This window comes from Arthrobacter sp. PAMC25284 (assembly GCF_019443425.1).
In the GTDB taxonomy this organism is placed as follows: Bacteria; Actinomycetota; Actinomycetes; order Actinomycetales; family Micrococcaceae; genus Arthrobacter; species Arthrobacter oryzae_A.
The window spans coordinates 680,707-705,356 of the sequence record NZ_CP080382.1; the positions used below are offsets into that span (position 1 = coordinate 680,707).

A 24,650-nucleotide genomic window follows, 5' to 3' on the forward strand; every position below is an offset into this window, starting at 1 on the left:
CTTTCGGTTGATTGTGTGGACGCTGCGCGCAAGGGGTGGAGGCGGCAGCGGCGGTCCGCCGACTAGGCCTCGACGGCTGTCCTGGTCATCGGCACACCGGCGGCGGCGGCGGCGTCGAACATGGCATTGATGTGGACCACGTCCTTGCCGGCACGCTGCAACAAGCTGGAGGCGGCGCTCGCCCGGTAGCCGGAGCCGCAGTGAACCCACAGCTTGCCGGCGGGAACCTCGTCCATGCGGTTCAACAGCTCGTGCAGGGGAATGTTCACAGCTCCGTCCACATGGGTATCGGCGAACTCGTCGGTCCGGCGCACGTCCAGGACGGTCTCACCGTCGGCCCGGCCGGCCAGCAGCCCGTCCCAGCCCACCTGCGGGTAAGAGGCGACGGCGGCATCCGGGGCTACCGTGTGCGGGTCAGTCCCGACGGCGGCGTCCGGGGAATCGATGCCGATCCGGGAGAGGTCCCGGATCGCGTCTTCGACATCCTCCCGCGAGCCGATCAGGGTCAGCTGCTGGTCCCAGGGCATGACCCAGCCGAGGAACGTCGTGAAGCTGGACCCGTCGCCGTACTCGAAGCTGATGCTGCCCTGCAGGTGGCTGCTGGAGAACGCCACCCGGTTGCGGAGGTCCACCACCCATTCGCCGTCGTCGAGGCGGCGGGTCAGTTCTGCCGCATCCAGGGACTCAGGCACGGAAAGGTCCGCCGGGCCGGGGCCCTTGGCGTTGGCCGGTCCCATGTGGGCGTAATACGAGGGGTAGGCCGTGAGGTTGTTGATGAGTTCGCGGACGAAGTGCTCCTCATCCGGGTCCGTCAGGGCATGGTTGGCCGTGAGCTGTTCGCCGATCGTGGACGAATCGGCACCGGTGGCCGGACCGGAAGAGCAGAAGGAGCCGAAGCCGTGCGTGGGGTAGAGCCCGGCGCTGTGATCGGCTTCCTCTACGAGCCGGCGCACTGAGGCGTACTGGTCGCGGGTCAGGCCCACGGTGTCCGTCTCAGCGACGAGGTCGGTGCGGCCCACCGATCCGAAGAGCAGGCTGCCGCCGGAGAACACGGCCTGCTTTTCGCCATCCTCGACAATGAAGGACAGGTGGGTGTGCGTGTGGCCGGGGGTGGCGACGGCCTTGACGGTGAACGAACCGATGCTGACCGTCTCACCGTCGGAAACCGGAGTGCGGTCAAACTTCACCGGATCGGCGGCATTGACCAGGTAGGTGGCCCCGTGCTTCCTGGCCAGTTCCAGCCCGCCGGAAACGTAGTCGTTGTGCACGTGGGTTTCGGCGACATGCGTGATGGTGACGCCGGCCTCGCGGGCCGTCGACTCAACGCGGTCTATGTCGCGCTGCGGATCAATGACCAGGGCGACGGCGCCGTCGTGGATGAGGTAGCTGCGGTCCCCGAGTTGCGGGGTTTCAATGACAACGATGTCCATGCTTCTCTCTCCTAAGGTCTGAAGTTCAAAGTCCGAGGTTCACGCGAAGAGTGACAGCGCCGGCGGCAAGTTCCTCAGCCACCAGCTGGAGTGTAAGTGACCGGATGGCCGTTGCGGTACCACTCCGTGATGCCGCCCATAACGTTCACGGCGGGTACAACACTTAACGTTAATACCCCTAGGGGTATTTGCGCAAGTTGCGGGCAAGCCGTTTCGGAACCGCGGTCCCCATGGTCGCGGAACCCGGTCCGCCGCGTTGAATACCCGCGCGGGTATCTGGGAGACTGACGTTATGCCAACCGCCCACGAGGCGCCGAACTCCCGGCCGCCCGCCCCGCACGTTCCCGCCGGCATCCACCCGGAACAGCTCCACCCGGCGCAGCGGACCATCCTTTCCGTCCTGGTCGGCGGGCAGATCCTCGGCGGCATCGGGATGGGCGCCACGTTGTCGCTGGGGTCGCTGCTGGCAGCCCAGTTGTCCGGCTCCGCGGCATGGTCCGGCATGGCGGCGACCATGAGCACCCTCGGCGCGGCGCTCGCGGCCATCCCCCTGGCCCGGCTCGCCGTCGCCCGGGGACGGCGGATCTCGCTCTCCACAGGGGCCCTGATCGCCGGAGCGGGCGCTGCCACCGCCATCACTTCGGCCGCTGTGGCCTCCTTCCCCTTGCTCCTAGTCGGCCTGATGCTGCTCGGGGCCGGCACCGCCGTGAACCTGCAGGCACGCTTCGCCGCCACTGATCTTGCACCGACCGGCACCCGGGCCCGGGATCTCTCGATCGTGGTCTGGTCCACCACTGTTGGCGCCGTGCTCGGCCCCAACCTGTTTGGTCCGGGCGAAACCGTCGGCGCCGCCCTGGGCCTGCCGCCGCTGACCGGTGCATTCGTTTTCGCCGCCGCCGCCCAGGCCGCGGCCGCCGTCGTCTATCTGGCCGGGTTGCGCACCGACCCGCTCCTGACCGCGATGGCTCTGCGCGGCACCGCAGGCACAGCGCACCGGAAGCAATCGGGCCTGCGGATTCTGCGCAGCACCCCGCACGCACGGTACGCGGTGGCCGCTGTCGCACTCAGCCACGCGACCATGGTGGCCCTGATGTCCATGACGCCGGTCCATCTGCGCGACCATGGGGCCAGCCTGACGGTTGTTGGATTCACTATCAGCCTTCACATCGCCGGGATGTATGCGCTCTCCCCCGTCTTCGGCTGGCTCGCAGACAAGGCCGGGAGGCTGCCGGTCATCCTGCTGGGCCAGGCCATGCTGCTGGGGGCCCTGATGATCGCCGGCACCGCTGCCGAGTCGCAGACGGCGGTCACGCTGAGCCTCGTGCTGCTGGGACTGGGATGGTCGTCCTCCGTCGTTGCCGGGTCCGCCCTCGTGGCCGAATCAGTGCCGGTAGAGGACCGACCGGCACTGCAGGGCGCCTCGGACCTGAGCATGAATGCCGCCGCAGCCCTGGGCGGCGCACTGGCAGGCCCGGTGCTGGCCACCGTCGGCTACTCAGGCCTTGGCTTCATTTCCACAACGCTTGTTGCCGTCGTCGTGATCTGGACCGCGCGACGGATCCGGACCGGGGCGCGACCGTGACGGCCCCGAAGACAGCACCGGCACGCCCGGCATGGTGGCGCCAGCTGGGCACCTGGCGGCGGGCCCGGTTTGCGGCGGCCGGCGCCGGCGCCGTGGCGGCCGCCGCCGCCGTCGGCTCCGTCAACGGCATGATCATCGACGGCGGTGCCCCCTGGTGGTCCTTGGCGGTCCTCGCGGCGGGCGCCGTCCTCACCGGACTGGTCCTCGGCAGTTATGTCCGGGCTCCCATCGGGGCGGAGGCCACGCTCTGCGACACCCGATGGCCGCTGATCGGACTCACCGGGCTGGTGCTGGCCACCTCCACGGGCCCGGATACGCTGGCAACGCACCTGTTTACCGGCGCCGCACCCTGGGTACTCGCCGGCATGATCCAGCCGGCTTTCGCAATCCTGTCCCTGGGGCTCCTGGGCTGGGCCCTGCGTGAGCGGCTGGCGCTGGAGCGCTGGGCCATGGCCCCGCCGGACGACGGCAACCCGGCGGGTGCGTGCGCAACGTGCCGCCCGCTGTTCCCCACCCGCTCGGCACCGTAGCCCGGGTTATGGCGGTGTCTGCGCCCCGGTACCGGCCGCTCCATCCTCCGGCGGGTACCAGACCCGGTGGCCGTCGACCTTCGCGAAGCCGGTCAGATGGTGGGGCTTGGCGGACGTCGGGCTCATGATGTCGACGACGTCGACGCCGCGGGCCAGCAGCGCGTCCCCGATCAGGGACCGGTGGCAGCGCCACGGCACCGCCTCGGCACACATGATCGCCACCGGCTGCTTCTTCGACAGCGCCTGCAGTTCCTCGACGCCGGCAGCAAATTCTGGGGTCTGCATGTAGTCGGCGTAGTTGCGGAAGCTCCGGTTGCGCCACGCCCCATTGACGGTTGCCGCTGCCTCGGCCGCCGGAGTGTGCCGCAGGCCGCCGAGGGCCTTGAGCCGCTGGTACGCGATCCCGGCTGCCGGGAGGCTCACGGCGAGTTCACCCTCGCCGAACTGCGGATTATGCCGCGATCCCGGCACGGTCCGCACGTCCACCACGCTTTGGACGGAGTTGGCCTTGAGCATTCCAATGAACTCCTCGATCGGGTGCGTCGAGTGCCCGATCGTGTAGACGCAGGTTCTGTCCATGGAGCCATTGAACAGCATGCTTCCAGAATTCTCATCCGGCTTCTCCGCCACGGCCCGCCACACTGGGCAACTGCAGCGCGGGCAAGGTGCTACGCGGACTCCCCGCAGAGTGTTTCCGCTGCGCAAGATGCTCCGCGACGCGCAAATGATCTTGCGCGGCCGGTATTTCCGCAGCGCGAGCTCATTTGCACAGCGCTAAACCATTTGCGTAGCGCCGAACTATTTGCGCCCCCGGTCCGGGCGCCCCGGACGCTTTTACATCCGGCGCTTGGTTTTGGCCGTCGCCGGTGCGGTCCACGGGTCTACCGGCCAGGGATGCTTTGGGTAGCGGCCGCGCATTTCGGCACGGACCTGCGCGTAGGGTCCGGACCAGAACGACGCAAGGTCGTCCGTCACCGCCAGCGGCGCCTTGGCCGGGGAGAGCAGGTGGAACAGTACGGGCACACGCTCCCCCACCAGCCGCGGAGTGGCGGCCCAGCCGAAGCACTCCTGTAGCTTGACCGCCACCACCGGCCGGCCGGCGTCGTCCCCCACCTCCGGGTAGCTGATCCGGACTCTGGAACCGCTTGGCACCTCCAGGCTTTCCGGGACCAACTCAGCGAGCCGGGCCGCCTCCGGCCAGGGCAGCAGCCGGCGCAAAGGATCCGCGAGGTCAATGCCGCTGGTACCGGTCCCGCCAGCCAGGGCCGCCAGCTCGGGGGCCAGCCAGTCGCCGAGCCGGGCCAGCAGTGCGGGCTCGGAAACATCCGGCCAGGGATCGCCGAGTTCCCGGCGCAGCAGGGCCATCCGGCGCCGCAACCCCTCGGCCGCGGCAGACCAGCCAATGGTTCCCAGGCCCTGCGTGGACAGCGCACGGGCGACGGCGGCGGCACCGTCCCCGGCGGATGGCCGGACCGGAGTGGAAGAGAGCATAATCGCTCCCAGCCGGCGTTCCCGCCGGGCGCTGACGCGGCCCTGGGCGAACCGTGCCTCCACCGTTTCCTCAACGAGATGGCGGGCGGCGTCGAGGGCAGCGTCCTCGTCCAGGGCTGCCGCGGACCGGATGACGGCGCCGGTTCCGGCCGCGTCCCGTCCGTCGGCCCGCGAAACTTCTGCCACGGCCAGCCACTCCTGACCTGTCAGGTGGCTGCCGGCCGGGAGCCCGGCCCGTGTCCCCGAGGAGAGCAGATAGCGTTCGGGGCCGTCTCCGGGGACGCGGCGCGCCACCCGGTCCGGGAAGGCGAGGGCGACGACGAACCCGACGGCTCCCGCGCCGCGCGCCCCGCCGCCGCGCAACTCCGCGGCAGGCGTGGAGACAGCCACTGGGGTTCCGACGCCGCCGGACTCCTTCCGGGCGATGGCCTCCATCCGCCGGACGTCCTCCGCCCACCGCCGGGCCGCGGCTTCCCGGCCGGTCCGCAGCGATGTCAGCAGCCGCGCGAGATCGGCTCCGGGCGCACGCTGGTCCCCGGCCACGACGGCGACGGTCTCGGCAGCGGCGCGGGCGCCCACCGCGGCGGCGCCGTCGAGCAGGGCACGGGCCAGCCGTGGATCGGCGGGGACGCGGGCCAGGGTCCTGCCCAGCGCCGTCGCTTGCCCGTCAGGTCCCACGGCGCCGAGTTCCCTCAGGATCTCGACGGCGTCGGCCATCGCGCCCGGCGGCGGGGCGTCAGGTAATGCCAGCCCAGCACCGCCCGGGGACCCCCAGCAGGCCAGGGTCAGCGCGGCCCCGGTGAGGTCGGCGACGGCGATCTCCGGGGTCGGGTGCGCCGGAGCGGCACCAAAGGTCCTCTGGTCGTAGCAGCGGACCACCCGGCCAGGCCCCTGGCGGGCGGCCCTGCCGGCACGCTGTTCAGCGGAAGCGCGGGAGCACGAGACCGTCACGAGGCCGGACATGCCGCGGCTGGCGTCCCGTCGCGGCTCGCGGGACAATCCTGCGTCGATGACGAGCCGGACGCCGGGCACGGTGAGGGAGGATTCGGCAAGCGCCGTGGATACGATAATCCGGGGTGGGCCGCCGGGATCGCGGCCGGCGACGGCACGGTCCTGCTCCGCCGGGCCGGCCTGGCCGTGCAGCTCGAGGACTTCAGCGCTCGTGCGCCCGCGGAGACGGGCCGCCACAGAAGACACCTCCCACGCGCCGGGCACAAAAACGAGCGCGTCAGTGCCAGGATGTGCGGCCAGCGCGGTGAAGTGAGCGGCCGCTGCGGTGTCCGCGACGTGATCCAGGAACGCCCGGGTGATGCCTTTCCCGTCGATTCTGGGCACAGCCGCGGGCACCCACTCCACTTCGAGCGGGTAGAGCGCGGAGGGGCAGTCGACGACGGGAGCCGGCGGGCCGGCGTCGTTGCCGCCCTGTCCGTCTGCATCCGCGGCGCCGATGAGTGCGGCGAAGCGAGGCGCGTCCAGGGTGGCGGACATGGCCAGGAGCATCAGGTCCCCGCGGAGCTGCCGGACCTCGGTGAGCATCCCAAGCAGCAGGTCGGTTTCCAGGCCGCGTTCGTGGACCTCGTCGAGGATGACGGCGTCGATGCTTTCCAGGCCCGGGTCCGCGAGCAGGCGTGACATCAGGATTCCCGGCGTGACGAACTCGATGAGCGTCCCGGGTCCTGCCTGCCGTTCGCCGCGGACCGTGTAGCCGACCCTGTCCCCCAGCCGGCTGCCGTCCAGTGCGGCCAGCCGCCGGGCGGCCGAGCGCGCAGCAACGCGGCGCGGCTGGGTCACGACGACCCGAGGCCGGCCCGGTGCGGCGGGTGATCCGGGGATCCCGGCACTGATGCCGGCGGCGATATTGGCCAGCAGCGGCGGCACCAGCGTGGTCTTGCCGGTGCCGGGCGGGGCCTGGATCACGGCGGTGGCAGCCGGGCCTCCCGCCCGCAGCGCGTCGGCAAGGTCCTTCAGCGACGCGGCGAAGGCAAGGCCGGTGCCGATAGCGCCCAGGTCGAAGGGGCCGGGGGCGCCGGCGGGCTGCCAGGATTCGGAGGCGGAAGTCACCCGTCCATTGTCCCCGGATTTGTCGCCGCCCACGTCCCCGGAGTTGACCCTGCAAAAGACCCGGCAGACGAACCCGTAAAAGACCCTGGACGCACGTCTGCCGGCGCTTCCCCGCGGCATGGGCGTCCTGGCAACCAGCGTTGACAGTTCCTATTGACAGCCTTGGTGCCGGAGCCTAGGACTGGGATTATCCGGTTCCCACTATGTTTTCGAGGAGCAACCATGTCAACCACAGCCTACGGAGTGGTGCACTTCTTTCCGGGGGGTACCAAGGAACAGTACGAGGCGTCGCTGGCCGCCGTTCATCCGGGCGAGGGCCAATTGCCCGAGGGCCAGACCTTCCATGCCGCCGGCGCGTCCGAAGGCGGCTGGACGATCCTGGCCGTCCACGAATCGAAGGAGAGTTGGGAGACATTCCGGGACACCATCCTGATGCCCCGCATGCAGGCGGGCATTGAGGGCGGCTTCGCAAATCCGCCCGAGGAGACAGCCATCGATCTCTACAAGGTCATGCCGTAGCAGGACGGGTATATGCGGCAGACTGGGACGGGACAGCGCCGCGCCCACCGCAGGAGTACCCGTGAACCCAGCACCCCAGGTCATTGTTTTTGATGTGAACGAAACCCTCTCGGATATGGCCCCCATGGGTGCCCGGTTCAGTGAGGTCGGGGCGCCGGCCGAACTGGCCAAACTCTGGTTCGCCACACTGCTGCGGGACGGGTTCGCGCTCACCGCCAGCGGCGACAACGGATCGTTTGCCGCCATCGGCGCAGCGGCACTGCGCGGTCTGCTGGCCGGAGAGGAGCTGGACCGCGGCCTCGAAGCGGCCGTCGAGCACATCATGGGCGGCCTCGCCGGACTCCAACTGCATCCGGACGTATCCGGGGGCATCAACACCCTGGCCGCCACGGGGTTCCGCCTGGTCACGCTGAGCAACGGGTCCGCCCGGATTGCCGGTGACCTGTTCGCCGCGGCAGGGATCCGGGACAAGTTCGAGCTGCTGCTCTCGGTCGAGGACGCCAGCGTGTGGAAGCCGGCCCCGGCTGCCTACGGGTACGCCGCCGCCGCCGCCGGAATCGACGCCGGCAACATGCTGCTCGTCGCCGTCCACCCCTGGGACATCCACGGCGCGGCCCGCGCGGGCCTGCGCACGGCGTGGCTGAACCGTACCGGCGCTGCCTACCCCGCCTACTTCGAGGCGCCGGAGTTCACCATCACGGCACTGACGGAGCTCCCGGAGGCCCTGGCCGCTGTGGACTGAGCTTCACCGGCGACGACGGCGCGGGCGGACAGCGGGAGGCTAAGCCGGATCTGGTCGCCTACGGTCAAAGGCCGGCCCCAGGGCGCCTCGGCGTGCAGCCGGACCCCCGCCGCGGACACGGTCACCAGCCGGCGCGGTCCCAGCGTCCGAAGGCCTGTGACCGTGGCGGCGACGGTGGCCGGCAGACCCTCTCGCGGGTTTTCCGGGAAACCGATGCTTTCGGGCCGAAAGACCAGCACGCCCGGCCCGTCCGGCCAATCGGTGTCCTCAGGCAGGGCCAGGTCGCCGAGCGCCGAGTAGTGGACGCCGTTCCGGACCGTTCCATTCACCTCATTCAGCCCGCCCATCAGACGGTGGACTTCGAGGGACGCCGGCCGGGCATACACCCGGTCGGCGGGGTCGTGCTGGAGCACCCGGCCGCCGCTGAGGACAGCGACCCGGTCGGCGACGGCGGCGGCTTCGTCACGGTCGTGGGTGACCATAAGGATCGTCGGGGCCAGCCGTTCCCGGAGCCGGAACAGGAGTTCGTGCATGCTTGAGCGCAGCTCCTGGTCCAGGGCGCTGAAGGGTTCATCCAGGAGCAGCACCGAGGGACGCGCGGCGAGGGCCCGGGCAATGGCGACGCGCTGCTGCTGCCCGCCGGACAGCGCGGAGACGGCCCGGTGGCCGAATCCACCCAGCTGCACCAGGTCCAGGAATTCTCCGGCGTCGGCCCGGGCGGCACGCTTTCGAACGCCGCGGACCGTCGCGGCGAAGGCGACATTGTCCAGGACGTTCAGATGCGGGAACAGCAGCGGGCGTTGGGAGACCATAGCCATTCCCCGGCGTTCGGCGCTGATCCCGGCGAGGTCGGTGCCGCGCAGGAGGATCCGTCCCGCGTCCGGGAAGTCGAGTCCGGCGACGGCCCGGAGCAGCGTGCTTTTCCCGGATCCGGACGGTCCCAGGATGGCGGTGCAGGATCCGGCGCCCACGGTGAGGCTGACGTCGGTAAGGACCGGCGTGGTGGAGCCGGGGAAGGACTTCGACAGCCCGTCAATGACCAGTGCGCTGCTCATGCAGGATCTCCTTGCGGTTTGCGGGCGAACAAGCCGACGCCCAGCAGCAGGATGAGTGGGGGCAGGATTGCGGCGACGGACAGCACGGCAACGGCCGCGTCGTTCCCTGTTCCCGAGGCGGCGGACGCCACGAGCATCGGCACGGTGACCATGGAACCGCCCCCGACGAGGAGCGTAATGACGTAGTCGCTCCAGCCGACCAGGAAGGCCAGGAACGCGCTGCGTGCCAGCGCCGGGGCCAACAGTGGCAGGTGCACCCGGAGCAGGACCTGCCGGCGGGACGCTCCCAGGCTCCGTGCTTCCTCTTCGAAGCCCAGGTCGTGGGCGCCGTAGGCGACGCGCATCGTGTAGGTCGTGTAGGGCAGGGCATACACGGCCAAGATGAGCATTACTCCTGCCGCGGGCGGGATGTGCAGCCGCAGGAGCAGCACGTTGAGCCCGAACGCGGCGGCGAAGGCCGGGAGAGCCAGCGGCGCAAACAGCACGGCGTTGACGAAGGCGGGAAACGGCACGCGATAGTAGGTCAGCGCCCGCGCGGCCAGGACGCCCAGCGGTGTGGCCACCGCGCTCACGGCCAGGCCCAGGCCCAGCGACTGCATGAAGGCGGCAGCGGCGCCTTGCGCCAGGGCCGCGCGGACGCCGTCGAACCCCCAGGCTTCCGGGGCGGGGGCCGGATAGGCCCAACGGTCCGCGAACAGCCACATCACCAGCGGCGCAAGCGGCAACAGGAACCACACAGCCAACGCCATCGCCAGCACGGCGCGCCCCAGCCCGCCCCACCGGCGGGAGACCTGCAGGGCTGCGCCGGAAGTCACCGGCTGCGTCCGGGGCACCCGCCCCGGCGGCAACGTCACCGCCACAGCGGAACCCTTCGCAGGAGGCCGAATGCGGCAGCAGCGGCGGCGAAGGACACCAGCGTGGTCACCACGGCCAGGGCTGCCGCCTCCGGCCGTGAGGTCAGCGACGCCGAGCCGAAGAGCCGCAGCGCCATCACCGGAAGCGGTTCCGGATAGGGCCGGCCCAGCAGCCACGCGACCTCGTAGGAGCCAAAGGTATAAACGAAAACGATCGTGGCCGAGACGATCAGGGCGGGCAGGCTCAGCGGGACCAGGACGTGCCGGAGGCGGCGAAGGCGTCCGGCGCCCAGCAGCGCGGCGGTCTCGTCATAGGCAGTCGAACGGGTCAACAGAGACCCGGTGACCACAAGGGCGATGAAGGCCGACTCTTTCCAGGCATAGTCAGCGATCACGGCGAGCCACAGGGGCCCGCCGACCAGTGCAGGCCAGGCTTCCCCGGCCCCGCTCCACCGTGCGAGCAGGCCGGAGTCGGAGAGCAGCAGCCCCACGGAGGCGGCGCCGACTATGTGCGGGAACGGGATTGTCAGGGTGCTGACGGCGGCCACGACCCGGCCGCACCAGCGGCCCTGCACGATCACGAGGGCAGCCGCGAAACCGATGATCACCGCCGCGATAGTCGATGCTGCCGCGATGGCAAGGGAGAGCCCGACGGCGCCCGGCAGCTCAGCTGCCCGTGCACCATACGCCTCCCCCGTCAGGGCCGGGCTGCCGACCAGCGGCATTAGGCCCATACTTTGGGCTGTGGCGGTCAGCAGGCCGCCGGCCACCACGAAGGCGGCGACGGCGACGGCGGGGGCTGCCATCAGCCAAGACGGCAGGTGCCGCCGCGGCCGTGTCCGTGTCGCGTGGCTATCGCCGGACGGCACGCGCACGGCGCTGTTCACGGTCTCACCGGCCGGTCAGGATCTGGCGCCGCCACGCGTCGTCGAGTTCGGGCACCCATGCCGCCGCCAGTTCCGGGTTGGCGTTTTTGGACAGGACGTCGTAGGACGGCACGACCGGGGACTGCGGCAGTGCCTCGAAAAGCGCGCGTTGGTCAGCGCTGAGCGCGGCCGGGTCCAGCACCGGGAACTGCCCCCAGACCCGGGGATCGGCTTTTACGGCCTGTTGTTCCGGCGACAATGCGAGGTTTGCGACGACCATGGCGCCGGCACGGTGTCCGGACGTGGACGGGATGGCCAGGAAGCTGGCGTTCCCTACCGTTCCTTCCGCCAGGGTGAGGACTTTGGTGGCCGCGGGGTAGGTTCCGTCGGCGACCAGCTTGGTAAGCGTCGCCGGTCCGTACGTCATGGTGAAGTCGACCTGGCCGCCGGCATAGAGGTCGTTGAGCTCCGCAGCCGTCTTCGGGTAAGTCTTTCCTTCGCGCCACAGTGAAGGGGCCAGGCCGCGGAGTTCGTTGAACAGCGCCGGGGTGAGCTGGTCGAAGGCCTTATTCTCGAAGTCCAGCGGCACGTTCGAGTGACCGCCGGAGACGCTGTAAAGGAGCTGGCGCGTGAAGACGGAGCCGGTGAAGTCCGGCGGTGCCGGGTAGGTGAACCGGCCCGGATTCGTCCGCGCCCAGTCCAGCAGGCCGGCCAGCGTTCCGGGCGGGTCCTTCACGGTGGCGGAGTTGTAGGCGATCGTGAACTGGGCCTTGTGCCACGGCGCCTCACAGCCCTCAACCGGAGTGCCGAAGTCATTGGCCAGCAGCGGGTCCGCCGGTGCCGTCAGCCCCATGTTGGGCAACAGTGAGGTCCAGCCGCAGGCCCAGGCGCCGGCCTGTTTCCCGGTGCCGAAGTTGTCCCCGTTAACCCACACGAGATCCACGCCGCCGTCCCGGGTCCCTGACTGCACTTCGGTGAGGACCCTGTTCAAGGCGTCCTTGGTGTCGGCGACGGGGATGCGTTCGAGGGTGACGCCTTCCTTCGCAGCGGCGGGAATCAGGGAGGCATCGACGTAGGCGTTGCCTTGTTCGTCGCCGCCGTACATCCAGAGGCGCACGGTCTGGCCGTTGGCGTCGTTCGTGACCTGATCCCAGGCGGTGTACTCGGGCTGCGTGGCCGGACCGGCGCCGCAGCCGGAGATCAGCAAGGCGGCGGCGGCAATGGCGGCAGCGGGTATCAGGGGCCTCAGTCGGCGGGTGGAACTCATGTGAAGTTATTCGTCCTGTCGGAGGTGTTGTATGGGTGAACTCGCGGGTAATGCTGCTGCGGAGCCGGCCCGTGCTGTTGTCAGGGCCGGGCGTTCGGCGTCACTGGCCTGAGCGGCAGCATCTTGCGAAGCCCTGCGTTTTCCGCCGCGTCGAGTGATGAGTGCTGGACGCAGGCCGGCACAAGCCGCCCGGTGTCCGGGTGGCTCATGGCGTACATGCAGGACCCGAGGCGTTCCTGGGTCTCCCGGATCTTGGAGTCGTCGCTGGTCTGTCCCTGTTCCATCAGAGCCCAGGCCGGTGCGACGTCGGCGGCGTCCATAAAGTTATGCACAACGAACGTCTTGAAGGAGAGCTGGCGCTTCCGGGCCGCAGTGGCGACCTTTTTCAGGCCGCCGGCGCGCCGCAGGAGCCGGCGGACGAAAGCCGCGATCACGGGAATGTCTCCGGGGTGGGCCAGGAGCGCCCGGAGGATCTTCGCCGCGACGATCCAGGCGGGAGTGCCGCCAAAGTACATGCCGCCGAAGCTTTTCAGCAGCGTGTCCCGGGCTGCGATGTCGAGGGGATCCTCCGGGTCCAGCAACGCAGCCATCCCGGAACCGGTGGTCAACGTTACGGCCGTCCGGTTGCACCGGCGGTCACCGAACTGGGTCCCCTGCCACGGAATCCGTTGTCCCGCGCCTGCTTCGATGCGGGACCAGACGGCGTCGATCGTGATGTCCTCGAAGTCCCCGGACCAGCGCCGGTCATCGCCGATATACGCGGCCGGCTGGAAGGAGAGCATGTCGTACGGCATGCCCAGCACGGCCTCCGTGACGCCGTCGACCTGGTTGATATTCGACGGCGTGACGGTCATGTTGTGGGCGAGGTAGGAGCTGATGCCGTGCTCGCGCTTGAGTGCCACGAACATGTCCGCGAACCGGGCACGGAAAGGATTGAGCTCGGCTTCGGACCGTGGGCGCACTGCTCCGCGGCGGCCGCGCATCAGGGAATCAAAATGCGCGGCGAAGGAGACCTTGCGGAACCGCGGCTTGCCGGCGTCGTCCAGGGCAACCTCCAGGAGGTAGCCGTAGTCGAAGTCTCCGTGCGTCATGGACATCGGTTCACGGCCGTTGGCGCGCATCGCCGCCAGAGCTGCGGCGTGGTCCTTGGCGGGCAGCAGGCTGACTTCGCCGCCGATCAGCTGTGCGTGGGCGCGGGGACCCCGGAGGCGGCGCAGGAACTCCATTTGTTTGCTGACCTCGGCGACGGTGTGGCCGCCGTCGACCCGGACCTTGTTCGCGTCCGCCGAGTGGTAGCACGGGGAACAGGTCAGGTTGCATTTGGGAAAGACGCCGTGCGTTCCCTCGCACCCGACGGCGCTCCGTCCCAGCAGCTGGGCCGGGGTTTTGACATGCTCGGGCAGCTCCGCCCAACGCCTGTCCAGTGCGGCCCTGCTGTCCGGGTGGACGGGTCTGGTCAGAAGTTCGACGCCGCGGAAGAGCGCTGCGAATCTTGTGATCAAGAAGTGCTCCGGGCAATGCTTTGGAGGATGCTGCGGTCCTGGATGACAATCCTGCCCCGGCCCTGCCGGATCGCGTGCTTCGACGTGAGGTCGGCCATGACCTTGCTGGTCGCCTCCCGGGACGCGCCCAGGAGGCCGGCGAGCTGTTCATGGGTCATGTGGATCGTGTGGGCCGGTCCGAAGATCGCCGGTGGTGCGGCGTCGCCAAGCTTGACGAGCGTCGAGGCCACCTGTGCCGCGAGCGGCCGCAGCGCGATGTCCGTGAGGCGTTCCTCGAGCCGGGCCACTTGCTCGCCGAGGAGCCGCGAGATGCGCACGGCGATCCGCGGATCCGATAGCAGGAACCGTTCGACCTCGTCCACGGTCAGCTGGCAGATCGCCGAGTCCTCGATTGCTTCGGCGTAGTTGTCGTACATGCGCTGACCCACAAGCATCATTTCCCCGAATACCGCGCCCGGTTCCAGGATGGCCATCGTCAGGGCCTTGCCGTCCTCGGCGACCCGGAAAATGCGTACCCGGCCGGATTTGAGGATGAACAGGGCTTTGACGGGCTGGCTTTGGCTGAAAAGCAATTCACCGCGCCGGTAGAGCCGGGCCGGGGCCATGATGTCCATGGCCGCAATCTCCTCGGCGCTCAGGTCTGCGAACAAATCGACTTCATTCAAACAGCTGAACCGGTCAGTGGGTCCTGTCATCAGCGGGTTGGCCTCTCGTTGCCGCGGGGCCCACGGGCGCAGGTCTCCGGACGCAGTGGCCGCCACGTCGACCCGGCAGGAATCGGTCATGCCCGGTGCTGGAGGACGCGGACCGCCACTAGTCCAAGAATGATCCCATAGATCATGTGTCCCATGAGGCTCATCCAGGCGCCGCCGTCGATGGCAAGAAGGGGCATACCCATCATGGCCGGCATGATCAGCAGGGGTCCGAGAACCCACCAGATGGCGCCGTACGCAACGCCGACGAGTGCGCCGCGGCCGTAGCTGGTCAGCAGGCGACCGGCGAACGGAACCGTCAGCCCCAAGCCGATGCCGACCGAAATCATGAGGTGGACGCCGAAACCGACGACGGCTGAGTCGGAGCCGACCATGGAGGCGATGACGGGAAGCATCCCCATCATGGCCATCAGGATTCCGAAAACAATCCCGCCGGCGATTCCTCCGACGACGCCGGCGACGGCCCGCCGACCGAGACCAGTGTTAGTGGTGTGATGTGACACAGCTGATGCAGAAGCCATTGCGGCAACCTTCCTGAGATACGTGGGGTGTTGACGTCCTCACGGTAGGGGCGGGGCAGGACCGGGTTCAGTGATCTGCGCTACACAGTGGCAACGGTCTTGCTCTGCCCTAGCGCAGTCGGTAGGAGCCCCGGTGCGCCAGCCCGTCGATGAGCCCTGCTACCGCGACGGGCAAGGCGAAGAGGGCGGCGACGTGCGGTGCGGGTGACCAGGGCATCAGCAGCGCCGCGCCGCCGATAACAACGGCAGGGGCACCCACAAAAGCGGTCGCCCAGTAGCGGTTGTCCCGAAAATAGGACCAGACGGCGGCCGCGGCTGACACCGTCGTCCCGGCAAACAGGTAGCGGTTGCCGATGCCCACCCGAGCCACGGATTCCGTGTCCCGCACAAAGCCGGGGACGAGCGTCCGTTCCAGGCCCATGACGATCAGCACGATGGCCAGCAAAACCACCGCCCCCCACAGCAGCGCACCGGGCCACCCCCGTTGCCGGGCGACAACGAGTTTCTGGCTCATCGCTCGGGGCTCCCGCCGTTCGCGCCCGGGCGTCCGCCGGGCCCGGCCTGCCGGGGCAGCAGGGTACCCGCCCGGATTTGGAGGTGCCCGCCCCGGGCGGAGGCGCTGACGACGTCGCGGCACTGGTCCTCCACGGCGCGCCAGGGCGCGGCGGTGATGTCCGAACCGCCCAGCGCACAGGCCAGCCGCGCCAACGGGGTGAGCCAACGGGCCCCGGCCCACCGGTTCCTGCATGTCCACCACGGCGACCCGGACGTCGCCGAAGACCAACTTCGTAACATTGTTCCAGGCCTGTTCCCACTCGCCCATAAGCGAGAGCGAGTAGGTGGCCAAGGCCGCATCCGAGTAGGCCGCTCCCCCGCTGGCCTGGATGCGGGCGGCCGTCTCCGCGGGATCCAGGCGCACCATGTCCGCCTGGATCAGAATGATGTTCCGCCAGCCACGGGCTGTGGCGCGGCGCCGCGCCTGGTCCAGCATGTCGGCGCTCCGGTCGATCCCGACGATGCACCCTGAGCCGCCGACTCGCTCCTGCAGCCGGGAAAAATTCAGTCCCGTACCGCAGCCGATGTCCAGCACCTGCTGGCCGGTGCCCGGAGCCAACGCAGCGATCCCAAGCTCCCGTCCGGCATGATAGACAGGGTATTCGCCCGAGAGAAGGTCATAAAACGGGGCGAACATCGTGTATTTATCGCGGATGGCGGACTCCTTCTGGTTCGTTGTGCGGCAACTGAGCGGTCGCACGACCGGACCGCCCGCGGCACTACCCGGCGCTGACCGCCATTCAAGAGGAGTCCATCATGACAGCACAAGACCCGATCTTTGACCTTTTGGTCGTAGGCGGCGGAACCGCCGGGATCGTCGGCGCCAAAACCGCCGCGCGATTCGGCGCCCGCACCGTCCTGGTGGAACAGGACCGCACGGGCGGGGACTGCCTCTGGACCGGCTGTGTACCGTCCAAGACTCTGCTCTCGGCCGCCGAACACGCCAAAACCACACGCGCGCTGACCGGCGAACGCCCGGACTTCGCTTTGGTCCGGAAACGCATTTTCGCGGCCATCAGCACGATTGAGCCCATCGATTCACATCAGTCAATTGAAGAATCCGGCGCAGCCGTCATCCAGGGCGTACTGAGCTTCAGCGCGCCCGGCGTGGCCCAGGTTGGCGGCAGGACGATTCGTTTCCGGCAGGCCCTGATTGCTACCGGCGGTGCGCCGTCAGGCCTCGAAATCCCCGGCCTGAATGCCTCGGTCACCGTGACCTCGGAAACAATCTGGGAACTCGAACGCCTCCCGGCCCGGCTCACCATCATCGGCGGTGGTCCGATCGCGTGCGAACTCGGGCAGGCCTTCGCCCGGCTGGGCTCGGAGGTGACCATGATTGTCCGATCAGGGATTTTGGTCAAGGAAGTCCCGGAGGCCGCCGGCCTCGTGCGGGCGGCGCTTGAAGCCGACGGTGTGCGCCTCCTCGAGAACTCCGCTGTCTACGGCGCCACCCCCGCCGACCACGGAACCCGCCTTCGGCTGGACAACGGTGACGAACTGGACGCCGACGTTGTCCTGCTGGCGGCCGGACGATCGCCCCGGACAGCGGGCCTGGGCCTGGACCGGCTCGGCGTCGAGCTGGACGAGACAGGCCGCATCGTGACGGACGCCCGGATGGGCACCTCCAACCCCCGGATCTGGGCCGCCGGCGACGTCACCACGAACCCGGACTTCACGCACCTGGCCGGCGTGCATGCCAGCGTGGCCGCCTCGAACGCGGTCCTCGGGCTTTCCCGCCAGGTCGCCGGCACCGTGCCGCGGGTGACCTTCACGTCTCCGGAGGTGGCCGCCGTCGGGATCACCGTCGCGGACCCCGGGTTGAAGCACCGTGCCCGGACCGTCTGGCACGAACACATCGACCGGGCCGTCACCGACGACGCTACGGCCGGATTCACCCGGCTGATCGTGGATAAGCGGGGCAAGATCCTGGGCGGCACGATCGTGGGGCCGCGGGCCGGGGAATCCCTCGCCGAGCTGACCCTTGCGGTACAGCACGGTTTGACGACGTCCGACATTGCCGGCACCACACACGCTTACCCGACCTACGCCGACGGCGTGTGGAACGCCGCCGTCGCGGACGTCCGGGCGAACCTGGAGGCGCCGCTGATGCGCCGGGCCATTGGTGTCATGGTCCGGGTCCGGCGGTTCTGGCTGGACCGGCCGGCGCGTCAGCGCAGCGCGCGGTAGCCGGCAACGATCCGCTGGACGCCGCTGGCGGTGACCAGCAGCGCCCAGACTGACGCAATCGGCCACGCGGCGGCCGGGAAGATCAGCCAGAGACTGTGCACGGCGATGGTTTCAGCGCCCTCGGTCAGGCCGCCAATGAAGGACAGGGAGCGACCGTCGCGCAGCTGACGGCCGGTCTTCTCGGCGATGGAGGAGAAAGCCAGGAAGGCCGTGCCGTTGATGTAGTAGGCGAAGAGGACCAGCAGGAACGGCAGCCATGGGGCGCCGAATCCCGCCGTTGCGCCGACGCCCACGCCCACCACGGTGGCACCATAGACGACGAAGTCGGCGCAAATGTCCCAGAAGCCGCCTTGGCCGGCGTCCTCCCGGCCGGTGGCCCGGTTCCTGCGGCGGGCCAGTGGTCCGTCGAGCCCGTCGGCGAGGCGGCAGAGCAGCCAGGCGGCGAGGGCGGGCAGCCACCACTGGGCTGCCGCCATGACCGCGCTGGACACGCCCAGGACGAGATTCAGGCCGGTCAGCCGGTCCGGGGTGATCCACGGGCGGTCCAGCCAGCGGGCCGCCCGGTCCAGGACCGGCCCCATTGCCCGCCGCAGCCGGACGTCAAACATCGGCCGCCTTCGCCTTGCCCCGCCGCTGGCCGGCAGCCATCAGCCCCGCGAGGGTCAGAAGTGCGAGGATGCCGAGCCCGAGATATAGCTGCCATCCCGGCTGCAGGCCGGACGCGCCGAGCGTCACGTAGCTCAGCGTTCCGGGCAGGATACCGATCGCGGTCCCCAGGAAGTATGGCCGCCAGCGGAGGGACGTCAGTCCGGCAGCGTAGTTGATCACGGTGAACGGGAGCACCGGGACCAGCCGGACGCCGATCATGGCGGCCAGCCCACGCCGGTGCAGCAGCTCATCGATTTTGCCCACCCGCGCCCCGGTAAACCGCTCCACGGCATCGCGGCCCAGCAGCCGGCCCAGCCAGAACGCTGCGACGGCGCCCAGCATCGCAGCGGAGAAAACGACGGCGAGGCCGGCGGCGAGGCCGAATACCAATCCCGCAGCGACGGACAGGACACTCTTGGGAACCGGGGCCAGCGTCAGGGCTGCGTAGCCAAGGATGAAGACCGCCGGACCCCACCAGCCGCTGCTGCCGAAAAAGCCCCTGATCTCCTCAAGGGGCGGGATCGGAAACATGAGCACCGCGATGGCAGAGGCGGCCACCAGCACCAGCAGGAGTCCCAGCCGCCAGATGGCCCGGCGCCGAGCGTTCGGTGTGCTGCCGGTCGACGGCGGTGTATCGGATCCCTTTTCGGGTGTCGTCACGTGGCCGTCCCGCCGGTACCTACCGGATGCCCGCCGGCTGCTCCCTCGGCCTCCTCGGCGTTGCGGATGGCCCAGGCGGCGTTGATCAGACCGATATGGCTAAAGGCCTGCGGGAAATTGCCGAGCAGCTCGTCACTGTCCGGCGCGATCTCTTCGGCCAGCAGGCCCAGATCCGTGGCGAACCCGGCGGCGTGTTCGAATACGGCGCGGGCGCGGCTGGTCCGGCCGGCAAGGGCGAGGGCATGGGCCAGCCAGAACGTGCACAGCAGGAAGGTCCCCTCCTCGCCGGAGAGCCCGTCGCTGGCCAGATACCGATAGACCAGACCGCGGTTGTCCGTGAGCCGCTCCTCGATGGCATCGATGGTGGCGAGCATGCGGGGATCGTCGGCGGGCAGGAACCCCACGATCGAGAGCATCAGTGCCGACGCGTCGAGGTCTTCGCTGCCGTAGGCCTGGGTGTAGGCATTAGCGGCGGGGTTCCAGCCGTTCGACTGGATGGACTCGGCCAGTTGCGCCCGGGCCTCGGTCCAGCGTGGAACCCGGTCTGCGGCGTTCAGGACCTCGGCGAGGCTGATGGCACGGTCGACGGCGACCCAGCACATCAGCTTCGAATGCAGGTAGTGCCGGGGCTCCCCGCGCACCTCCCAGATGCCCTGGTCCGTGGAGTACCAGGCTGATGCGGCGGTATCGGCGGCATCCGCGAGGAACTCCAGCGTCCCGGGCTCGGTGTCGGCGAGGTATTCCGGCAGGGTGGCGGCGGCGTCGAGGAGTTCGCCGTAGACGTCGAGCTGGCGCTGGTTCCATGCGCCGTTGCCGACCCGGACGGGTGCGCTCGCGCACCAGCCGGGCAGGTGATCGAGTTCTCGTTCGGAGAGGTCACGTTCGCCGCCGATGCCGTACATGATTTGAAGTTCGGCGCCGCCGTGCTGTTGGCTGGCCGCCGCTGCGGCGAGGAACTGGAAGAACTTCCCCGCCTCGTCCGGGCAGGCCGCTACCCAGAGCGCCTGCAAGGTCATACTGGCGTCCCGGATCCAGGTATAGCGGTAGTCCCAGTTGCGGGTCCCGCCGGCGACTTCGGGCAGCGACGTGGTGGGCGCAGCGACGATCGCGCCGGTCGGATAGAACGTCAGGGCCTGCAGGAAGCGTCCGCTGGACTCGACCAGCTCCTGCCAGGGTCCTTCATAATTCTGGTGCATTCGGGACCAGCTGCTCCAGCCCTCCAATGTGTCCTCGAGCCGGCGGGCAATGTCCTGCTGGCTCCAGAAAGGCGGTGATTCCGCCCCGTTGTTGGCGTGGGCCAAAGCGAACCCCAATACGTCCCCGGCCCGGACTGTCACGGCGGCCCGGGCTGAACCGCCGTCGGCTGCCACCTCAATGGCCATCGGTACCGGGGTAGAGAGTGCGAGGACGTCGGCGCCGCCGCGGGCGGTCAGGCCGCCGTCGGCGTTGTGCATGAGTGGCCGGATGAGGCCGTATTCGGGCCGGGGCACGAAGGCAAGTTCAAGTTCGACGTCTCCTTCGACGCCGGCGACCTGCCGCAGCAGTGTCCCGGGAACAGACGCGCCGAGTTCATGGTCCCGGGTCCCCTCCCCCAGCACGAGGGCATCCGTCACGGTCACCGAACCGTGCGCGGTGGTGTGGGTGGTCTCGAGCACCATCGAAGGTCCGACGTACCGCCGGGTTGAGGTGAAGGCCCCGGCAGGCCGGATTGACCAGAATCCTGCGTCCTCGCCCAGGAGCCGGCCGAACACCGAGGGGCTGTCAAAGCGCGGGAAACACAGCCAGTCCACGGACCCCGTCGTACTGACGAGCGCAGCGGAGCGGCAGTCGGAGAGCAAGGCGTAGTTAGCGATCGGTTCACTCGTCATCTATATACCCTGCTGTATTCGCGCCGCGCGGTCCACTGCGCGGCCCGGGGCAGGCTGCGGTTACCGCTGATCCGTCATTGATACGTCGCACGAGCCTATCCCGGACGACGGCGGTGCTCTGCGATACCGGACACACAGTGGTGGCAGCGGTGAGAGGGGTTTTCGGGGTGTTCACGTGGCGGCTCCACGCCTAAGATGAGAATCTCCTCAGCGTACTGATGGTTCACTGTTTTCACTGTCGCCCATGCAGGTCCGGCCGGACCCAGCACACCCTTCAGGAGGCACTGCGTGACGCTCTATCAGCCCGAGCCCGTTGAGATATCGACGCGGATGCGCCCCGGCGAATGGACGGAGGAGAACCTCACGGAGATCGTCGCCGCCTACCGGAACGATCTTATGGCCATGGGCGCGCCGGCCTCCGACATTAGAATTTCCACCGAGCGGGACGCCCATGGCGGAGTCAGCATCGTGGCTGCATGGATCAAGGCCGCCATCGTGGACGAACAGGTGCTTCCCGGAAGCGGGACACCCCAACCGGGGACGGCCGGAGAGTATTAAATTGCCCCTTGCCAATAACTAAGCGTACTGATTAACTCCTAGCTACGGCGCCCTCCCGGGTACCGGCATATCGAAAGGAAGTGCAGTCATGGGAATTCTCGGATTTCTCCTGCTCGGGCTCATCGCAGGGGCGATTGCCAAAGCAATACTTCCGGGAAGGCAGGGCGGTGGTTGGGTGATCACGCTCGTGCTCGGTGTTGTCGGCGCGATACTCGGCGGATGGATTGGATCGCTGATCTTCGGCGGCGGCCTGGGCGACTTCTTTGATCTGAGGACATGGCTCCTGGCCATCCTCGGCGCCATTGTTGTGCTGGTGATCTACGGCGCCACGGTCGGGCGGAAAAGCCGGGCCTGATCGGGCTCACTGAACACAACCGAACAGCATTGAAGGTGGCGGCCCGCTGAACCAGCGGGCCGCCACCTTTTTCGGGCGCGCCGGGCACAGGCCGTGTGACCCGGCCCCGTTTTGCGCCAGTCCCGCGAGGCTTAGGCCGTCCCGCTGAGTGGTGGGGTTTGTCTCAACACCGTGCGGGGAACCCATAGCGGGGCGGGGCATTAGCTGCGGGACGGCCCGTCCATCGGTATCGAAACTGTCGATGATGTCCCCGTCGACGCGCCAACCGCGCTCAGCTTTCCTCGTCCTCGGGCCCGAAGGGATGCGGGCAGACGCCGAAGATTCCCTCCATGCAGCCAGAGGCTGGTTCCCGGTTAGATCTTCCTTGGATGTACCCGAAAGCTGATCGAACCAATGTTCATTTCGCCGCTTCTTATCTGGTGCGGCGACGGCAGCGTTGCCGCTGCTAATCGCACCCTAAGTCGCGGCCCAATAGCAAGCTAAATTGTGGTAGTGCAGAGGGCTTCGAGACAGAATGCCTATCGTGCAGGCGGGTTTGAACACATGGTTCAAACCCGCCTGCACAAGCCCCGGGCTACCACGGATGCCAGTGCGGGCGGCCTCGAAAAACAACACCAGCGCTCGACACACCGACGCCTACCTACAGGCCACTGCCCGCACGGTTGGAGGAGCGGTCAGGCCTAACGGACCTGGCTCGCTATCCCAATCAGAGCGATGCGTAAAGGCGGCCGGTTTCCGTCAGTTGCCCGTTCGTGTGGAAAAGGGCTGATGCGCCCATTATGGGGTCGAACGGCGCCCTGGTTTTCCAGGCAAACCGTTCCACGAATGGCATGGCTCGCATGCCGACTACCGCGTCCCGCATGAAACTGCGGATTTCGACGCCGGTATACCGAGAGGGACGTGAAGGCGTGGCCGACCAGTCTGCGACGGCAAATTCCGTTACCCAGACAGGCCTTCCGTACTTGGCATGCAGATAAGCGACCTTTGTGAGGAAGCTCGCCACGTTTGGCGAGGCGTAGCAATGCATTGTCATGAAATCCACGCGAAGGTTTGCCCGCTTCGCCTTGGTCATGAATTCATCCAGCCATGGGCTGGCTGCATTGACGGTACCCGGCGCCCCCAACCTCAGGCCGGTGGACTGCAGCTGGGGCCACAGCCGGATGGCCTCATCGACGGACATGCTGGCCTGGCCGGGGTGGTCTGGTTCGTTATAACTCAGGAGGTGTTCGGTCCTGGTCGCGGGAAGCTGGCTGATGACGTCGCCGATGGCGTTTCCCGCAATCAGGGCATTCGCGCTCCAAATCATCGGGACAAATGCCGGGTTGGTGGCGATGGTGCATTTGGACCCCCACGAGTAGTACCAGTCGGCTTTTAGGCTCCGGAGCTGCTGGAGCGCCAGTGCGTCATCGCCTCCGTTGGCTGCTCCCTTGAGCGCCCGGGTTGCGGAGGCCGGCGCGGCGGCAAGGACGGACACGGGCACGGCCTGAGCCGGGCCGCCGCTGGCCGCGAGAAGTGCACCCGGAACGGCCAGGGCAGCCAGCGGAAGTTTCAGAAAATTTCGGCGTTCCATAGCTCCTTCTATCGAAGCAACGTGGGCCGAGACCAATCCCTGATGTGTGGTGTGTTGACGGAAGTCACCATACTCCACTCGCTCGGCCTACGGAACGCCTACGCCACGTCGAAGCCGCCAAATAGGGCGCCGTCATTTCCTCGCCGTAGAGAACCGCATCCCCTTGTCGCCTCATTGGGACTATCTCATTATCGGTGCATCCGGCGTTTTCATTTAGTAGCTTTCAGCTGCCCGGAATCGGTCGCTGAAAGTGATGGCGAAGGCGTTCATTACGGGCTTACACCGCACGGTCCATCGGGTCTTGCCGGCACCGGTCGGATCGAGGGTTCTGGTGACCAGATAGAGTCACTTCAGCGCAGACTGCTCGGTCGGGAAATGACCGAGTGCCTTCACCGCGCGCCGGTACCCGGCGTTGCGGCCCTTCCGGCTTATAGCGCAGCACCCTTCCTCATCAGGAGTCTGAGGCGGGGTTCAGAATGCGCGCTAAAGGTTAACCAGTCCCGTAAGCGTTGGGTGTGGAGCTCAAACGCCGGCTTTGAGGAGAAGCGCGTCAATCATCATGAAGAACTGGGCATGGTGGTCGGTGGCCTTCGGGTCGGTCATGAATTGAATGGCGGCCCCGTCGTAAATCATGAGAAAGAGCCTCACCAGCGCGGGGAAGTCTATGAGGCACTGGTCACCGCCGCTATGAGCCGCGGAAGAGAATATCTTCCCCAGTTCCACTTCATAGGCTGGATAGATTTTCGCCGCCAGCGGACTGACGGCGGCATTGCGTGTTGCCCACAGAATCAGTTCGATCTCGGAAAGGATGCTTGCGGGCTCTTCCTCCAGTGCGCGCCAGTAGCCTTCGGCCACTTGTTCCACAGCTTTGCGTAGTCCCAAATGGATAGGGGCCCCCGCTGGAAAAACGACTCAGGTTCTTGAACCAGGCCTCGGCGGCCGAATCCATGAGCTCTTCTTTATTGCTGAAGCAATAATGAGCCGTAGCCAACGGAGCGTTAGCCTCCTTGGCTATAGCCCGAATGGTCACGGACTGGACACCCTCACGACGCATCAGTTCGACTGTGGCTGCAATCAGCTGTTCTTTTCGATCTTCAGCGGATACCCGCATGTTCC

The 24,650-nt window shown here is 68.0% G+C and carries 23 protein-coding genes and 2 pseudogenes; 7 read left to right on the plus strand and 18 right to left on the minus strand.

Going from position 1 to position 24,650, the window contains the following annotated elements:
• Positions 1–62: 62 nt before the first annotated feature.
• Entirely contained in the window at positions 63–1,430 is a 1,368-nt protein-coding gene (locus KY499_RS03150; RefSeq protein ID WP_219886184.1) for a rhodanese-like domain-containing protein, read from the minus strand.
• Positions 1,431–1,722: 292 nt separating this feature from the next.
• Here KY499_RS03150 and KY499_RS03155 point away from each other — a divergent pair, with 292 nt between their 5' ends.
• A complete protein-coding gene (locus KY499_RS03155; protein WP_219886185.1) occupies positions 1,723–3,012 on the plus strand; it encodes an MFS transporter in 1,290 nt (429 codons plus the stop codon).
• Positions 3,009–3,542 carry a hypothetical protein gene (locus KY499_RS03160; protein ID WP_123255911.1) on the plus strand — a complete coding sequence of 178 codons (534 nt, stop codon included), beginning with the start codon at positions 3,009–3,011 and terminating at the stop codon, positions 3,540–3,542. The genes KY499_RS03155 and KY499_RS03160 overlap by 4 nt, the downstream gene beginning before the upstream one ends.
• Before the next feature lie 6 nt (positions 3,543–3,548).
• On the opposite strand, the gene KY499_RS03165 is transcribed toward KY499_RS03160, so the two are convergent.
• Both KY499_RS03165 and hrpB read right to left on the minus strand, forming a co-directional pair.
• Positions 3,549–4,121, minus strand: coding sequence for a DUF488 family protein (locus KY499_RS03165; RefSeq protein WP_219886186.1), 573 nt, complete (start codon positions 4,119–4,121; stop codon positions 3,549–3,551).
• Positions 4,122–4,376: 255 nt separating this feature from the next.
• The gene (gene hrpB / locus KY499_RS03170; RefSeq protein WP_258190929.1) at positions 4,377–7,094 is read right to left on the minus strand and encodes an ATP-dependent helicase HrpB; all 2,718 of its coding nucleotides are present in this window, start codon (positions 7,092–7,094) and stop codon (positions 4,377–4,379) included.
• Positions 7,095–7,316: 222 nt separating this feature from the next.
• Between hrpB and KY499_RS03175 the strand changes: the two genes are divergently transcribed.
• Both KY499_RS03175 and KY499_RS03180 read left to right on the plus strand, forming a co-directional pair.
• Complete coding sequence (locus KY499_RS03175) at positions 7,317–7,613, plus strand: hypothetical protein (protein ID WP_123255912.1); 297 nt, start codon at positions 7,317–7,319, stop codon at positions 7,611–7,613.
• Positions 7,614–7,674: 61 nt separating this feature from the next.
• Positions 7,675–8,355 carry a haloacid dehalogenase type II gene (locus tag KY499_RS03180; protein WP_258190930.1) on the plus strand — a complete coding sequence of 227 codons (681 nt, stop codon included), beginning with the start codon at positions 7,675–7,677 and terminating at the stop codon, positions 8,353–8,355.
• Here the strand turns inward: KY499_RS03180 and KY499_RS03185 are convergent.
• From KY499_RS03185 to KY499_RS03220, 8 genes are all read right to left on the minus strand, one after another.
• Positions 8,283–9,410, minus strand: coding sequence for an ABC transporter ATP-binding protein (locus tag KY499_RS03185; RefSeq protein WP_123255913.1), 1,128 nt, complete (start codon positions 9,408–9,410; stop codon positions 8,283–8,285). The two genes, KY499_RS03180 and KY499_RS03185, sit on opposite strands and share 73 nt — an antisense overlap.
• Entirely contained in the window at positions 9,407–10,225 is an 819-nt protein-coding gene (locus tag KY499_RS03190) for an ABC transporter permease (RefSeq protein ID WP_219886188.1), read from the minus strand. The genes KY499_RS03185 and KY499_RS03190 overlap by 4 nt, the downstream gene beginning before the upstream one ends.
• 35 nt (positions 10,226–10,260) lie before the next feature.
• The gene (locus KY499_RS03195) at positions 10,261–11,070 is read right to left on the minus strand and encodes an ABC transporter permease (protein ID WP_123255914.1); all 810 of its coding nucleotides are present in this window, start codon (positions 11,068–11,070) and stop codon (positions 10,261–10,263) included.
• Positions 11,071–11,155: 85 nt separating this feature from the next.
• Positions 11,156–12,397, minus strand: coding sequence for an ABC transporter substrate-binding protein (locus KY499_RS03200; RefSeq protein ID WP_123255915.1), 1,242 nt, complete (start codon positions 12,395–12,397; stop codon positions 11,156–11,158).
• Positions 12,398–12,477: 80 nt separating this feature from the next.
• Positions 12,478–13,899: a hypothetical protein gene (locus KY499_RS03205; protein ID WP_219886189.1), complete on the minus strand. Its 1,422-nt coding sequence runs from the start codon at positions 13,897–13,899 to the stop codon at positions 12,478–12,480.
• Positions 13,896–14,684, minus strand: a complete 789-nt coding sequence (locus tag KY499_RS03210; RefSeq protein ID WP_219886190.1) for a Crp/Fnr family transcriptional regulator — start codon at positions 14,682–14,684, stop codon at positions 13,896–13,898. Before KY499_RS03210 ends, KY499_RS03205 begins: the two co-directional genes overlap by 4 nt.
• On the minus strand, positions 14,681–15,133 hold the full coding sequence (locus KY499_RS03215; RefSeq protein WP_123255917.1) for a hypothetical protein: 453 nt from the start codon (positions 15,131–15,133) through the stop codon (positions 14,681–14,683). The genes KY499_RS03210 and KY499_RS03215 overlap by 4 nt, the downstream gene beginning before the upstream one ends.
• 109 nt (positions 15,134–15,242) lie before the next feature.
• Positions 15,243–16,325, minus strand: a complete 1,083-nt coding sequence (locus tag KY499_RS03220) for a methyltransferase domain-containing protein (protein ID WP_219886191.1) — start codon at positions 16,323–16,325, stop codon at positions 15,243–15,245.
• A gap of 119 nt (positions 16,326–16,444) precedes the next feature.
• Between KY499_RS03220 and KY499_RS03225 the strand changes: the two genes are divergently transcribed.
• On the plus strand, positions 16,445–17,875 hold the full coding sequence (locus KY499_RS03225; RefSeq protein WP_219886192.1) for an NAD(P)/FAD-dependent oxidoreductase: 1,431 nt from the start codon (positions 16,445–16,447) through the stop codon (positions 17,873–17,875).
• Here the strand turns inward: KY499_RS03225 and KY499_RS03230 are convergent.
• The 3 genes from KY499_RS03230 to KY499_RS03240 are packed head-to-tail and all read right to left on the minus strand — an operon-like array spanning position 17,857 to position 21,051.
• The gene (locus KY499_RS03230) at positions 17,857–18,483 is read right to left on the minus strand and encodes a CDP-alcohol phosphatidyltransferase family protein (protein WP_219886193.1); all 627 of its coding nucleotides are present in this window, start codon (positions 18,481–18,483) and stop codon (positions 17,857–17,859) included. The two genes, KY499_RS03225 and KY499_RS03230, sit on opposite strands and share 19 nt — an antisense overlap.
• Positions 18,476–19,183 (minus strand): TVP38/TMEM64 family protein, encoded by a 708-nt coding sequence (locus tag KY499_RS03235; protein ID WP_219886194.1) that lies wholly within the window; start codon positions 19,181–19,183, stop codon positions 18,476–18,478. Before KY499_RS03235 ends, KY499_RS03230 begins: the two co-directional genes overlap by 8 nt.
• The gene (locus KY499_RS03240; protein ID WP_219886195.1) at positions 19,180–21,051 is read right to left on the minus strand and encodes a glycoside hydrolase family 15 protein; all 1,872 of its coding nucleotides are present in this window, start codon (positions 21,049–21,051) and stop codon (positions 19,180–19,182) included. The genes KY499_RS03235 and KY499_RS03240 overlap by 4 nt, the downstream gene beginning before the upstream one ends.
• A gap of 288 nt (positions 21,052–21,339) precedes the next feature.
• Between KY499_RS03240 and KY499_RS03245 the strand changes: the two genes are divergently transcribed.
• The gene (locus KY499_RS03245) at positions 21,340–21,609 is read left to right on the plus strand and encodes a hypothetical protein (RefSeq protein WP_219886196.1); all 270 of its coding nucleotides are present in this window, start codon (positions 21,340–21,342) and stop codon (positions 21,607–21,609) included.
• Between the two features lie 88 nt (positions 21,610–21,697).
• Entirely contained in the window at positions 21,698–21,964 is a 267-nt protein-coding gene (locus tag KY499_RS03250) for a GlsB/YeaQ/YmgE family stress response membrane protein (RefSeq protein ID WP_123255925.1), read from the plus strand.
• A gap of 706 nt (positions 21,965–22,670) precedes the next feature.
• Here the strand turns inward: KY499_RS03250 and KY499_RS03255 are convergent.
• From KY499_RS03255 to KY499_RS18500, 4 genes and pseudogenes are all read right to left on the minus strand, one after another.
• Positions 22,671–23,534 carry a glycosyl hydrolase gene (locus KY499_RS03255; protein WP_123255926.1) on the minus strand — a complete coding sequence of 288 codons (864 nt, stop codon included), beginning with the start codon at positions 23,532–23,534 and terminating at the stop codon, positions 22,671–22,673.
• A 213-nt stretch (positions 23,535–23,747) separates the two neighbouring features.
• Positions 23,748–23,948 (minus strand): annotated as a pseudogene (locus tag KY499_RS03260) (IS256 family transposase); the annotation flags it as partial.
• 108 nt (positions 23,949–24,056) lie between these two features.
• The gene (locus tag KY499_RS18020) at positions 24,057–24,389 is read right to left on the minus strand and encodes a hypothetical protein (RefSeq protein WP_258191131.1); all 333 of its coding nucleotides are present in this window, start codon (positions 24,387–24,389) and stop codon (positions 24,057–24,059) included.
• Positions 24,390–24,537: 148 nt separating this feature from the next.
• Positions 24,538–24,645, minus strand: a pseudogene (locus tag KY499_RS18500) (TetR/AcrR family transcriptional regulator); the annotation flags it as partial.
• Positions 24,646–24,650: the final 5 nt, after the last annotated feature.

What these genes read in the sequence shown, in the direction of transcription:
- KY499_RS03150 (WP_219886184.1), bottom strand. Translation starts at nt 1,430, where the DNA reads ATGGACATCGTTGTCATTGAAACCCCGCAACTCGGGGACCGCAGCTAC.
- KY499_RS03155 (WP_219886185.1), top strand. Translation starts at nt 1,723, where the DNA reads ATGCCAACCGCCCACGAGGCGCCGAACTCCCGGCCGCCCGCCCCGCAC.
- KY499_RS03165 (WP_219886186.1), bottom strand. Translation starts at nt 4,121, where the DNA reads ATGGACAGAACCTGCGTCTACACGATCGGGCACTCGACGCACCCGATC.
- KY499_RS03175 (WP_123255912.1), top strand. Translation starts at nt 7,317, where the DNA reads ATGTCAACCACAGCCTACGGAGTGGTGCACTTCTTTCCGGGGGGTACC.
- KY499_RS03185 (WP_123255913.1), bottom strand. Translation starts at nt 9,410, where the DNA reads ATGAGCAGCGCACTGGTCATTGACGGGCTGTCGAAGTCCTTCCCCGGC.
- KY499_RS03195 (WP_123255914.1), bottom strand. Translation starts at nt 11,070, where the DNA reads ATGGCAGCCCCCGCCGTCGCCGTCGCCGCCTTCGTGGTGGCCGGCGGC.
- KY499_RS03200 (WP_123255915.1), bottom strand. Translation starts at nt 12,397, where the DNA reads ATGAGTTCCACCCGCCGACTGAGGCCCCTGATACCCGCTGCCGCCATT.
- KY499_RS03210 (WP_219886190.1), bottom strand. Translation starts at nt 14,684, where the DNA reads ATGACCGATTCCTGCCGGGTCGACGTGGCGGCCACTGCGTCCGGAGAC.
- KY499_RS03215 (WP_123255917.1), bottom strand. Translation starts at nt 15,133, where the DNA reads ATGGCTTCTGCATCAGCTGTGTCACATCACACCACTAACACTGGTCTC.
- KY499_RS03220 (WP_219886191.1), bottom strand. Translation starts at nt 16,325, where the DNA reads ATGTTCGCCCCGTTTTATGACCTTCTCTCGGGCGAATACCCTGTCTAT.
- KY499_RS03225 (WP_219886192.1), top strand. Translation starts at nt 16,445, where the DNA reads ATGACAGCACAAGACCCGATCTTTGACCTTTTGGTCGTAGGCGGCGGA.
- KY499_RS03230 (WP_219886193.1), bottom strand. Translation starts at nt 18,483, where the DNA reads ATGTTTGACGTCCGGCTGCGGCGGGCAATGGGGCCGGTCCTGGACCGG.
- KY499_RS03240 (WP_219886195.1), bottom strand. Translation starts at nt 21,051, where the DNA reads ATGACGAGTGAACCGATCGCTAACTACGCCTTGCTCTCCGACTGCCGC.
- KY499_RS03250 (WP_123255925.1), top strand. Translation starts at nt 21,698, where the DNA reads ATGGGAATTCTCGGATTTCTCCTGCTCGGGCTCATCGCAGGGGCGATT.
- KY499_RS03255 (WP_123255926.1), bottom strand. Translation starts at nt 23,534, where the DNA reads ATGGAACGCCGAAATTTTCTGAAACTTCCGCTGGCTGCCCTGGCCGTT.